Source organism: Salipiger mangrovisoli, assembly GCF_015223355.1.
In the GTDB taxonomy this organism is placed as follows: Bacteria; Pseudomonadota; Alphaproteobacteria; order Rhodobacterales; family Rhodobacteraceae; genus Salipiger; species Salipiger mangrovisoli.
In genome coordinates this window covers 100,723-111,429 of sequence record NZ_JADFFK010000021.1, presented here as the reverse complement: position 1 = coordinate 111,429, position 10,707 = coordinate 100,723, and the positions used below count along the sequence as shown (strand labels likewise).

Genomic DNA, 10,707 nt, shown 5'->3' with positions numbered 1-10,707 from the left:
CCGCTTGCAGAAAACAAAGCAGCGCGGCCAGATGGTCCGCGCTGTTCGTCATTTTGGGAAAAGTGGAAACGGCTTCAGTAGAGCCGTTTGGGGTAGATGAAGCCGTTCACCGGGTAGATGCTGCCGAAGCTGCCGGGATTGCTTTCGACGCGCACCTCGGACCAGTCGTTGCGCGGCGAGACGTCGATCACCGCCATCTGAAGCGAAACCTCGTTGCGGTGCCAGTTGGCGTGGTCCACGCGCACCTCGCGCGGCGACACGACGTCGGAAACCACGGCAACATGGCCCATCGGCATGGCGCGGGTCTTGCTGAAGGCCATCACCGAGCCGACCAGCGGCTGCGTGCCACGGGCATAGATGTCCTTGGCCTGGCCCCACCAGGTCTCGGCATTGCCGCGAATGTCGATGCCGCTGAGGTTGCGCGCGTAGGGCACGCACCAGACGCGCTGGCCCCGCGACTGCAGCTCTTCGACCTCGCGCAGTGCCAGTTCCTGCCGGCTTACATCGAGCCCGAGATCGGACAGGGTCTGCATCTCCGGCACGGAGCGGGAGCAGGCGGCGGTCATCAATAGAATTGCACAAACGATTGGCAATCCGCACTTCTGTGCGGCGGCGCGTGTCACGCTCATCTTGTCCCTCGGCGTTGTTTCTGCTCGCTGCCGCTGTTCTCGCGGCTGTCGTGCACGACAATGCAAAAGCAGGCAAAAACGACAAAGCGAAGAAAATTTGAACTTCCCGGAACCGGCGAAAATCCGCCGAAATTTTTCGGAGGTTCATGTCAAAACTGTAATGTTCGCGTGATGTTCTGCCCGAATTTTGGGCGCAACCTGAGCTTGCCTCCGCAAGTCCTTGTTCAGGTGACCGAATCCTAGATTTCGGCGCGGTCGATGGCGACCAGTCCCAGCGCCCGCGCGGTCTCCAGCGAAAGCTGCCCGCTGTCGAGACCGCGCGCCGACTGGTAGCGGCGTACCGCGGATCGGGTTGGCGTATCCATCTCGCCGGTGATCTCCCCGGTGAAGGCGTTCCGCGCCGCTAGGGCGCGCTGAACCGAGGCGACGAACTCCGGCGTCATCTGCGTCGGGCAGGGGGCTTCGAAGCGCATCTCGCCGCGGGGGCGCACCAGCTTCGGAACCTGTGTGCGGCGGTAGATCGGCGCGCGCAGAACCGTGCCGTCCTCGGCGATCTCGGCCTGCACCACCAGCACTTCGCCGCTGACCTGCTCGTAGATCGCGGGCACGTGTTCGCGTGCCCAGCAAGTGCCGTCCGCCGCTGTCTCGGTGGGCAGCGGCTCCTCCTCTTCGGGAGCCTGTGGTGCGGCGCAGGCGGCGAGCAGCGCGAGCAGGCAGGCAGCCGCACGGCGGGGCGGGATGGGGAACATGGCTCGGGCCTCGTGTCGTCTTTTGTCGCGAAGCCTATCAAGCGCCGCGGTGCCGGGAAAGCGGCGAGCGGTCGCCCGCCTGCCACGCCCGGCGGCGGGCGCGGCGCTTTTGGCATGGAAACCACAGTGCAGCCCTCTGGACCCGCGACCACAACCAACGCTACAACGCGCCGGACGAATGATGGAGACAAGGCCGATGGCGAAGATCACCTATATCGAGTTTGGCGGTACCGAGCATGTCGTGGAGGTCGCGAACGGCCTGACCGTGATGGAAGGCGCGCGCGACAACAACATCCCCGGCATCGAGGCGGACTGCGGCGGCGCCTGCGCCTGCTCGACCTGCCACGTCTACGTGCATCCCGACTGGGTCGAGAAGCTGCCGCCGAAGGACGACATGGAAGAAGACATGCTCGACTTCGCCTTCCAGCCCGACGCCGACCGCTCGCGCCTGACCTGCCAGCTGAAGGTGACCGACGCGCTCGACGGGCTGATCGTGCAGATGCCGGAAAAGCAGATCTGAGCCGCGCGCTTCGATCCCCGCGCGGGCCGGTCCGCGCGCTTGGCCTGGCGCTGGCTCTCGGGCTGGCGCCGAGCCTGTCCCTCGGCCCCGCCCGCGCCGAACCCTTTCCCGCCGCCAGCTACGCAGAGCCTACCACGCGCTACGATCACGGCGTGCTGGGCGACACGGTGGAATGGGGCGCGCTGCGCCTCGACGGGCCCGATGGCCCGGTGATCCTGAGACTCCCCGACACCCGTGTCTTCGAGGACATCGCGCCGCGCGTCGTGCCGTTGCCCGGTGGCGGCTGGGCCGCGCTGGTGGTCGAGAGCGATCTGGCCAGGGGCGCGCGGCTGGCGCTCTACACGCGCGAAGGCGTGCTGGCAGCGACCGATTTCATCGGCCAGCCGCACCGCTGGCTGGCCCCGCTGGGCGGCGCGGACCTCGACGGCGACGGGACGCTGGAGCTGGCCTATGTCGACCGGCCGCATCTCGCGAAGACCCTGCGCGTGGTGCGCTACCGCCCCGGCGATCCGCACCTGCAAGAGATCGCCGCGCAGCCGGGTGTGACCAACCACCGCATCGGCTGGGGTTTCATCGCGGGCGGCATCCGGGACTGCGGCGCGGGTGCCGAGATGGTGCTGGCCGACGGCGGCTTCGCCCGCCTGGTCGCGGCAAGGCTGACCGGCACCGGCATTGCGCTGCGCGACCTCGGCCCCTGGTCTCAGGCCCGTTCCGAGGCGGCGCTGCGCTGCAGGTAGCGCCGCTTCGCGGGCCTTCTTCTCTTTCCAAATACGCCCGCCGGAGGCGGTCCCGACCTTGCCTCCGCAGCTCCGAGGGGGCAGGGCGCGGCAACCGAAAGGGGCTTTGCTTTCCCGCCGGTCGCGCGTACCCATGCTCGTATGAGAACACTCTTTCTTGGGGACGTGATGGGCCGCGCCGGGCGGGCCGCCATCGCCGAAACCCTGCCCCGCCTGCGCGAAGACTGGAAACTCGATTTCGTCGTGGTCAACGGCGAGAACGCGTCAAGCGGCACCGGGCTGACCGGTGCACATGCAAAGTTGATTCTCGAGGCCGGGGCCGACGTGGTGACGCTCGGGGACCATGCCTTCGACCAGAAGGAAATGCTCACCTACATCGAAAGCGAGCCGCGGATCATCCGCCCGCTCAACTTCGCCAAGCAGGCACCGGGCCGGGGCGCGGCGCTCTACACCGACCGCCGCGGGCGCAAGGTGCTGGTGCTGCAGGTGCTGGGGCAGGTCTTCATGAAGCGCGCCTTCGCCGATCCCTTCTCGGCGGTGGACGAGGTGCTGCGCCGCCATCCGCTCGGCGGGCAGGCGCAGATGATCCTCGTCGACGTGCATTGCGAGGCGACCTCGGAAAAGATGGGCATGGGCCATTTCTGCGACGGCCGCGCCAGCCTTGTGGTCGGCACCCACACCCATGTGCCTACTGGCGATGCGCAGATCCTGCCCGGCGGCACCGGCTACCTGACCGACGCCGGCATGTGCGGCGATTACAACTCGGTGATCGGCATGGACAAGGCCGAGCCGATGCGCCGCTTCGTCACCGGCATGGGCAAGACCCGCTTCCAACCGGCGCTGGGAGAGGCGACCCTCTCCGGCGTGCTGGTCGAGACCGATGACCGCACCGGCAAGGCGACCTCGGTGCGCATGGTGCGCCAAGGCGGGCGGCTGGAGCAGGCCGGTCCCTGATGAACCGGGCCTTGCCCTTTCTGGCACTGATCGCGGTCGGTGCGCTTTGGGGGGCGGGCCAGCCGCTGGCCAAGACCGCCGTGTCGGAAGGGTATCGCCATGTTGGCATCCTGTTCTGGCAGCTGACTCTGGGCGCGCTGCTGTTCGGGGCGGTGACGCTGCTGCGCGGGCGCAGCCTGCGCTTTTCGCGCCGGGACCTGCCGCTGCTGCTTTTCGTCGCTCTGGCGGGCACCGTGCTGCCCGGCATCTCGTCCTATACCGCCGCCGTGCACCTGCCGTCGGGGCTGATCTCGATCCTGCTTTCGGCGGTCCCGATGTTCACCTTCCCGCTGGCGCTGGCGCTCGGCACCGACCGCTTCGCCTGGCGTCGCCTTGCCGGCCTCTCGCTTGGGCTGGGGGCGGTGGCGCTGCTGGTGCTGCCCGAGACCAGCCTGCCCGACCCGGACATGGCACGCTGGATCCCGGTGGCGCTGATCTCCTCGGTCTTCTACGCGATCGAGGGCAACGTGGTGGGGCGCTGGGGCACGGGGGGGCTCGACCCGGTGAAGCTGCTCGCCGGCGCTTCGGCGCTGGGGGCGGGGATTGTCTTGCCACTGGCTCTGGCAACCGGCCAGTTCATCGATCCGCGCGGCCCCTGGGGCGCGCCGGAGTTTGCCATCCTGGCCGGCTCCGGGATTCACGCGCTGGCCTATTCCGGCTACGTCGCACTGGTCGCCGCCTCCGGCGCGGTATTTGCGGTGCAGGTCAGCTATCTGGTAACTCTTTTCGGAGTTTTCTGGGCAATGCTCTTTCTCGGCGAGAGTTACGGCGGGGCGATATGGGGGGCGCTGCTCATGATGTTGGCAGGCATGGCGCTGGTGCAGCCGCGACCGCGCCGGTTCCTTGTAAGCGCCGATACATACGCTAAGAATGACACCAGGCGCGCAGTGACAGGCGATTTGCAGGCATGAATTTTCTCGATCTGAGCCAGACGGCGCAGGCATGGATGACGATTGGCACGGTTCTGGCCATGTTCATCCTCTTTATCCGTGAAACCTATCCGACCGAAGTGGTGGCCATAGGGGGCACCGCCTTCCTGCTCGCCATGGGGGTGCTGCCCTATCAGGACGCGCTTTCGGTTCTGTCAAATCCGGCACCCTGGACCATCGCGGCAATGTTCGTGGTGATGGGGGCGCTGGTGCGCACCGGCGCGCTCGACACTTTTGCCACCTATGCGCAGGCGCAGGTGCAGCGGCGGCCGAAGAAAGCCATGGCGGTGATCATGGGCGTGGTGATCCTCGCCTCGGCCTTCATGAACAACACGCCGGTCGTGGTGCTGATGCTGCCGGTCTTCGTGCAAATCTCGAAGTCGCTCGGCCTGCAACCTTCCAAGTTGCTGATTCCGCTCAGCTACGCGGCGATCCTCGGCGGCACCACCACGCTCATCGGCACCTCGACCAACCTGCTGGTGGACGGCGTGGCGCGGGCGCAGGGGCTCGAGGCCTTCAGCATCTTCGAGGTCACGCCGCTCGCGGTCATCCTGGTCGCCTGGGGGATGCTTTACCTGACGCTGGTGGGACGCTTCCTGCTGCCGGATCGCCATTCCATGGCCGGGATGCTGTCGGACCGCTCGCGCATGAAGTTCTTCACCGAGGCGGTGATCCCGCCCGATTCCGACCTCATCGGCCGCGAGGTGCTGGGGGTCCAGCTCTTCAAGCGCGAGGGGGTGCGGCTGGTCGACGTGGTGCGCGGCGACGAGTCGCTGCGCCGGAACCTCGAAGGGGTGACGCTGCAGGTCGGCGACCGCGTCGTCCTGCGCACCCAGATGACCGAGCTGCTGTCGCTGCAGCGCAACAAGTCGCTCAAGCGTGTCGACCAGGTCTCGGCCAAGGAAACCACCACGGTCGAGGTGCTGATCTCGCCCGGCTGCAAGATGGTCGGCCGCAGTCTCGGCGGGCTGCGCCTGCGCCGGCGCTTCGGGGTCTACCCGCTGGCGGTGCACCGGCGGAACCAGAACATCGGCCGCAAGATCGACGAGCTGGTGGTTCGCGTCGGCGACACGCTGCTGCTCGAAGGCGCCCCCGAGGACATCAAGCGGCTGGCCGAGGAGATGGAACTGGTCGACGTCTCGCGCCCCTCGGCCCGCGCCTTCCGCCGCGGCCATGCGCCGGTGGCGATCGGTGCCATGGGCGGCATCGTGCTGCTGGCGTCGCTCGGCGTCGCGCCGATCCTCGCGCTGGCGGTGATCGCCGTGGCTGTGGTGCTCTTCACCCGCTGCATCGACAGCGACGAGGCATTTTCGTTTGTCGAGGGCCAGCTGCTGGCGCTCATCTTCGCCATGCTCGCCATCGGCGCGGCGCTGGAAAGCTCGGGCGCGGTGCAGCTGATCGTGGGCGCGGTGGCGCCGCTGCTCGAGACCCTGCCGGGGCCACTGCTGGTCTGGGCGGTCTTCCTGATGACCTCGATCCTGACCGAGGCGGTGAGCAACAACGCCGTCGCCGTGGTGGTCACGCCGATCGCCATCGGCCTCGCGCATCACCTCGGGATCGATCCGCGGCCGCTGGTGGTCGCGGTGATGGTGGCGGCCTCCTGCAGCTTCGCCACGCCGATCGGCTACCAGACCAACACGCTGGTCTACGGCCCCGGCGGCTACCGCTTCTCGGACTTCCTGAAGGTCGGTGTGCCGCTGAACCTGACCATGGGCATCCTCGCCTCTGCGCTGATCCCGCTGTTCTTCCCGCTCTGAGCGCGGCGGGCGGGCAGCGGCCCCGCCGCCGCAGCCGCCCCGATCCGGGGCGCGCGTCGCGGTGCCTGCCTTGTCCACATCCCTTGAAAACAGGGCCAGCGGGCTTGCGGGGGCGGGGGGCTGTGCGGTATGAGACCGCGATATTCCACATTCACTACTTAGACGAGGCAAGGGGTCCACATGGCCGGCCATTCCAAATGGGCAAACATCCAGCACCGCAAGGGCCGTCAGGACGCGGTGCGCGCCAAGCTCTTCTCGAAATTCTCCAAGGAGATCACCATCGCCGCGAAGATGGGCGATCCCGATCCCGAAAAGAACCCGCGCCTGCGGCTCGCCGTCAAGGAAGCCAAGAGCCAGTCCATGCCCAAGGACAACATCGAGCGGGCCATCAAGAAGGCCATCGGCGGGGACGGCGAGGACTACGAGGAAATCCGCTACGAGGGCTACGGCCCGAACGGCGTGGCGGTGATCGTCGAGGCGATGACCGACAACCGCAACCGCACCGCCTCCAACGTGCGCTCGACCTTCACCAAGAACGGCGGCAACCTCGGCGAGACCGGCTCGGTTGCCTTCATGTTCGAGCGCAAGGGCGAGATCATCTACAAGGCCGCCGCCGGTGACGCCGACACCATCATGATGGCCGCGATCGAAGCCGGTGCCGAGGATGTCGAGAGCGACGAGGAAGAGCACGTCGTCTACTGCGCCGACACCGACCTGAACGAGGTCGCCACCGCGCTCGAGGCCGAGCTCGGCGAATCCGAGTCGACCAAGCTGATCTGGAAGCCGACCACGACGACCGAGCTTGACCTCGACTCGATGCAGACGCTGATGAAGCTGGTCGATGCGCTGGAAGACGACGACGACGTGCAGCGCGTCACCACCAACTTCGAAGCCTCCGACGAGGTCATGGCGCAGCTCTGAGCCGCGTCATCCGCCGGATGTCCGAGGGGCGGGAGGAAACTCCCGCCCCTTATCCGTTTCCGCCCCGCCTAGCGCGGGGTGTAATGGCGCATCTCCTCGATCATGCCGAGGTAGGGGCGGATGTGGCCGAAGAATTCGCGGAACTCGGCGCTGCCGCGGAACTTCTCCATGTGGTCCTCGGCCGAGGTCCAGAGGATGCGCAGGATGAACTGCGAGGGATCCTCGTCGCACTGGCTGATCTCGAAATCGCGCGCGTAGGGCGAGCGCAGCAACGGCACGCGGGCGGCGGCGTAGTCGCGCAGGAACGCCTCCTGCTGGGCCGACGGGACGCTGTAGCGGATGTATTCGACGGTCATGGCCGATGTTGCCCGCGCGTTGCCTGTCAGACCCGCGTGATCGCCAGTTCGACGACACCGGGAGCCGCGCCGGAGTAGGTCGCGGTCAAGGCCAGATCGAGGTCGCCGAGGGTGATATGCGTGTGTTGCGCGCGCCGCGCGCCGCCCCGGTCCTCGAGCTTTTCGCCGACGCGCAGCACGAATTCGTCGCCATCATGCGCCATGCCGTCCAGGGCCGCCTTGGGCATCACCCCCGAATAAAGCTCGACCCGATCCGCGGTGGCCTTGGGGCTGGCGCCGAAGACGATGAAGAAGGCACTGAGCGTGCCGGCCGCCTCGTCGTGGAAATCGTGGCGGAAACCGAGCGACGCGCCGACGCCGCCGCGGGCGTTCTCGGCCGTTGCGCCGACCGCCTGGAAGCGCGAGATCACCCCTGGCGGCAGCGCCGCCTCGAGCCATGCCCCGGCGTGCAGCGCATCGCCCATCAGCCGCCATTCCAGCTCGGTGTCGTTGGCGATGACGAATTCGACCTGTCGCGCCGGCGCGGCGTGCTGCATGGTCGCAAGATCGCCGCGCAGCGTCTCGAAGGCGCCAAGGATATCATGTGCTGCGATAGGGGTCGTGTGCGGCGCAATGCCCGCATCGGTGGCAGTAGCTGCCATGACTATGTCTCCTGAAAAATGGACTTCTGAAATACTCCCGACAGTGTGACGCAAACCGGTCCGTGGTCCAACATCTTTGTGACCGTCCGCCGGTCGCGGTGGCGGCAGTCCGCCATGCGGCGATGGCGGCGCGGGCACTCTTGCCTCGCGCCCGGCGAGGCGTCAGTTTGGCGCCGACGCAGGACCAGCACACGCAGGACAGATGACTCAATACCTCGACACGCCCGACCACCGCCTCGCCTATGTCCACACGCCGGGAGAAGGGCCAACCGTGGTCTTCCTGTCGGGCTACAAGTCGGACATGGAGGGCACCAAGGCGGTGCATCTCGAGGCCTGGGCAAAGTCGCGGGGCCGCGCCTTTCTGCGGCTCGATTACTCGGGTCATGGCCAATCCGGCGGTGACTTCGAGGACGGCTGCATCGGGGGTTGGGCGGCGGACGCGCAGATGGTGATCGAGCATGTGACCTCGGGCCCTCTGATCCTCGTCGGCTCGTCGATGGGCGGCTGGATCGGCAGCCTGCTGACCCAGCGGCTTCAAGATGTGCGCGGCTTTGTCGGCATCGCTGCCGCTCCGGATTTCTCCGAGGACAGCTTCTGGGCCGGCTTCTCGGAGGCCGAGCGCACCGAGGTGATGGAGAAGGGCGTGGTCTACCTGCCCTCGGCCTATGGCGATCCCTATGCGGTCACGCGCAAGCTGATCGAGGACGGACGCGAGAACCTCGTGCTGCGCGGGCCGCTGCCGATGCCCTTCCCGGTGCGGCTGGTGCAGGGCACAGAGGACGAGGCGGTGACCCGCGAGACCGCGCTGCGCCTGCTCGACCACATCGACAGCCCCGACCTGCGGCTGACGCTGGTGAAGGGTGCCGATCACCGATTTTCCGAGCCCGAGAACCTGACCCATATCGAGACCGCCATCGTTGAGGTTGGCGGCTGAGGAGGAAAGATGGACCACCGGATCAGCTTGATCACCCTTGCCGCCCGCGATCCCGAGGCGCTGGCGGGATTCTACGAGGCGCTGGGATGGCAACGGGTCGAGACCGTGCCCGGCATGGTTGTCTTCGACCTGCTCGGTCAGGCGATCGGCATCTATTCTCGCGACGCGCTGGCCGAGGACATGGGGGTGGAACCCGAAACGCTTGGCCACGGGGCCATGACGCTGGCGCATAACGTCGGCTCGGCCGAAGAGGTGGATGCGCTGATGGCACGGGCCGAGGCGGCCGGGGCAAAGATCCTGCGCCCCGGCGGCGGGGTCCATTGGGGCGGCCACATCGGCTATTTCTCCGACCCCGAAGGCCACGTCTGGGAGATTGCCCACAATCCGTTCTCGCCGCTCAGGGCCGAGGATGGCGCCTTCCGCTGGCGCGGCTACTGACGCCGCGCGTCGCAAGGCATTCTTAACTACAGGCGCTCAGACTTGTCTTCCATCGAGGGAGGCGGCGATGCACGGCTTCGATCCGGAGTTTCGGGATTTTCCCGACTACCTGCGCAAGCTGGCACGGCGGCTCTGGTCGCAGCGTGGACTTGGCGCGGGGCAGGACCTCGGGCGGTATTGGCACCCGCACGCGATCCTGCGCAGCCCCGAAGGCATAGGCTTCGGCCCGGACGCGCTGCGCGCCGAGGTCTTCGCACTGGTTTCGGCGCTGCCGGACCTCGAGGCGCTGACGGAAGAGGCGCTTGCCACCGGCGCGCCTCGGCGCGGCTTGCTCGGGGCGCAGCGGCTGCTCTGCACGGGCATCCACGATGGCGCAGGTGTCTTCGGCGCGCCCACCGGGCGGCGGCTGCGATTCCGCGCGCTGTCAGAGGTGCACGCCAAGGACAACCGCGTCGCCGAGCTTTGGATGGTGCGCGACACCGGGGCGATGCTGCGCCAGATCGGCCTGTCGGTGCAGGAGTGGGCGCGCTGGCGGCTGGGCTGCCGCGACCCCGAGTGCCAGCCGTTCCGTCCCGAGGTGGACGTGCAGGGACCCTACACGGGGCAAGGCGATGACAGCCAATGGGGGGCGGCTCTTGCCGCGTTGCTCCAGGAGATGATGGCGGGGGGCTTCTCGGTCGCGCCCGCGCGGTATGACCCGGCAGCCCGGCTCTGCCTGTCCGGTGGCGAATTGCTGCGCGGCGCGGGCGGGGCAGAGCGTTTCTGGCTTGGCCTGCGCGCCGCCTTTCCCTCGGCCTGCTTCACCATCCATCATGCGATCGGGGTCGAAGCGCAGGGGATGCCGCCGCGCGCCGCGCTGCGCTGGTCGCTCAGCGGCCGGCACGACGGATGGGGCCGCTTCGGTCCGCCCAGCGGGGCAGAGGTGCATGTCATGGGCCTCAGCCAGGCCGAGTTCGGCCCGCGGGGGCTGTGTCGGGAATGGTCGCTCTACGACGAGGCGGCGGTCTGGATGCAAATCCACCTTGGAGCCGGGCGGGCCGGGGCCGGACAGGCGACCGCGACAGGGTAGCGATGGCCCCGGCTTCCGCGCTTTCGATCACGTC

Annotated in this window: 13 protein-coding genes; 9 read left to right on the top strand and 4 right to left on the bottom strand. The window is 67.7% G+C overall.

Features of this window, described 5'->3' with window-relative positions:
* Positions 1–74: 74 nt before the first annotated feature.
* Together IQ782_RS23120 and IQ782_RS23115 are read right to left on the bottom strand one after the other, a co-directional pair.
* Positions 75–533 (bottom strand): CHAP domain-containing protein, encoded by a 459-nt coding sequence (locus IQ782_RS23120; protein ID WP_338092637.1) that lies wholly within the window; start codon positions 531–533, stop codon positions 75–77.
* Between the two features lie 335 nt (positions 534–868).
* A complete protein-coding gene (locus tag IQ782_RS23115) occupies positions 869–1,378 on the bottom strand; it encodes a peptidoglycan-binding domain-containing protein (protein ID WP_194137031.1) in 510 nt (169 codons plus the stop codon).
* A gap of 196 nt (positions 1,379–1,574) precedes the next feature.
* Between IQ782_RS23115 and IQ782_RS23110 the strand changes: the two genes are divergently transcribed.
* The 6 genes from IQ782_RS23110 to IQ782_RS23085 all read left to right on the top strand — a co-directional run bounded on the left by IQ782_RS23110 (position 1,575) and on the right by IQ782_RS23085 (position 7,235).
* The gene (locus IQ782_RS23110) at positions 1,575–1,898 is read left to right on the top strand and encodes a 2Fe-2S iron-sulfur cluster-binding protein (protein ID WP_194137055.1); all 324 of its coding nucleotides are present in this window, start codon (positions 1,575–1,577) and stop codon (positions 1,896–1,898) included.
* A gap of 152 nt (positions 1,899–2,050) precedes the next feature.
* Positions 2,051–2,635, top strand: coding sequence for a VCBS repeat-containing protein (locus tag IQ782_RS23105; protein WP_338092636.1), 585 nt, complete (start codon positions 2,051–2,053; stop codon positions 2,633–2,635).
* Positions 2,636–2,776: 141 nt separating this feature from the next.
* Positions 2,777–3,589, top strand: coding sequence for a TIGR00282 family metallophosphoesterase (locus IQ782_RS23100; protein ID WP_092429610.1), 813 nt, complete (start codon positions 2,777–2,779; stop codon positions 3,587–3,589).
* Positions 3,590–3,600: 11 nt separating this feature from the next.
* Complete coding sequence (locus tag IQ782_RS23095; RefSeq protein ID WP_240989499.1) at positions 3,601–4,539, top strand: DMT family transporter; 939 nt, start codon at positions 3,601–3,603, stop codon at positions 4,537–4,539.
* Complete coding sequence (locus IQ782_RS23090) at positions 4,536–6,314, top strand: SLC13 family permease (protein ID WP_194137029.1); 1,779 nt, start codon at positions 4,536–4,538, stop codon at positions 6,312–6,314. The genes IQ782_RS23095 and IQ782_RS23090 overlap by 4 nt, the downstream gene beginning before the upstream one ends.
* Positions 6,315–6,494: 180 nt before the next feature.
* Positions 6,495–7,235 carry a YebC/PmpR family DNA-binding transcriptional regulator gene (locus tag IQ782_RS23085; RefSeq protein WP_194137028.1) on the top strand — a complete coding sequence of 247 codons (741 nt, stop codon included), beginning with the start codon at positions 6,495–6,497 and terminating at the stop codon, positions 7,233–7,235.
* Between the two features lie 68 nt (positions 7,236–7,303).
* Here IQ782_RS23085 and IQ782_RS23080 read toward each other — a convergent pair whose 3' ends face one another.
* Positions 7,304–7,591, bottom strand: coding sequence for an antibiotic biosynthesis monooxygenase family protein (locus tag IQ782_RS23080; RefSeq protein ID WP_194137027.1), 288 nt, complete (start codon positions 7,589–7,591; stop codon positions 7,304–7,306).
* A gap of 26 nt (positions 7,592–7,617) precedes the next feature.
* Positions 7,618–8,232, bottom strand: coding sequence for a hypothetical protein (locus IQ782_RS23075; RefSeq protein ID WP_194137026.1), 615 nt, complete (start codon positions 8,230–8,232; stop codon positions 7,618–7,620).
* A 202-nt stretch (positions 8,233–8,434) separates the two neighbouring features.
* Between IQ782_RS23075 and IQ782_RS23070 the strand changes: the two genes are divergently transcribed.
* From IQ782_RS23070 to IQ782_RS23060, 3 genes are all read left to right on the top strand, one after another.
* The gene (locus IQ782_RS23070; protein WP_194137025.1) at positions 8,435–9,166 is read left to right on the top strand and encodes an alpha/beta fold hydrolase; all 732 of its coding nucleotides are present in this window, start codon (positions 8,435–8,437) and stop codon (positions 9,164–9,166) included.
* A 9-nt stretch (positions 9,167–9,175) separates the two neighbouring features.
* On the top strand, positions 9,176–9,604 hold the full coding sequence (locus IQ782_RS23065) for a VOC family protein (protein WP_194137024.1): 429 nt from the start codon (positions 9,176–9,178) through the stop codon (positions 9,602–9,604).
* Between the two features lie 67 nt (positions 9,605–9,671).
* Positions 9,672–10,673, top strand: coding sequence for a nuclear transport factor 2 family protein (locus IQ782_RS23060; protein ID WP_194137023.1), 1,002 nt, complete (start codon positions 9,672–9,674; stop codon positions 10,671–10,673).
* Positions 10,674–10,707: the final 34 nt, after the last annotated feature.

What these genes read in the sequence shown, in the direction of transcription:
- IQ782_RS23075 (WP_194137026.1), bottom strand. Translation starts at nt 8,232, where the DNA reads ATGGCAGCTACTGCCACCGATGCGGGCATTGCGCCGCACACGACCCCT.
- IQ782_RS23070 (WP_194137025.1), top strand. Translation starts at nt 8,435, where the DNA reads ATGACTCAATACCTCGACACGCCCGACCACCGCCTCGCCTATGTCCAC.
- IQ782_RS23080 (WP_194137027.1), bottom strand. Translation starts at nt 7,591, where the DNA reads ATGACCGTCGAATACATCCGCTACAGCGTCCCGTCGGCCCAGCAGGAG.
- IQ782_RS23085 (WP_194137028.1), top strand. Translation starts at nt 6,495, where the DNA reads ATGGCCGGCCATTCCAAATGGGCAAACATCCAGCACCGCAAGGGCCGT.
- IQ782_RS23120 (WP_338092637.1), bottom strand. Translation starts at nt 533, where the DNA reads ATGCAGACCCTGTCCGATCTCGGGCTCGATGTAAGCCGGCAGGAACTG.
- IQ782_RS23065 (WP_194137024.1), top strand. Translation starts at nt 9,176, where the DNA reads ATGGACCACCGGATCAGCTTGATCACCCTTGCCGCCCGCGATCCCGAG.
- IQ782_RS23110 (WP_194137055.1), top strand. Translation starts at nt 1,575, where the DNA reads ATGGCGAAGATCACCTATATCGAGTTTGGCGGTACCGAGCATGTCGTG.
- IQ782_RS23060 (WP_194137023.1), top strand. Translation starts at nt 9,672, where the DNA reads ATGCACGGCTTCGATCCGGAGTTTCGGGATTTTCCCGACTACCTGCGC.
- IQ782_RS23090 (WP_194137029.1), top strand. Translation starts at nt 4,536, where the DNA reads ATGAATTTTCTCGATCTGAGCCAGACGGCGCAGGCATGGATGACGATT.
- IQ782_RS23100 (WP_092429610.1), top strand. Translation starts at nt 2,777, where the DNA reads ATGAGAACACTCTTTCTTGGGGACGTGATGGGCCGCGCCGGGCGGGCC.
- IQ782_RS23115 (WP_194137031.1), bottom strand. Translation starts at nt 1,378, where the DNA reads ATGTTCCCCATCCCGCCCCGCCGTGCGGCTGCCTGCCTGCTCGCGCTG.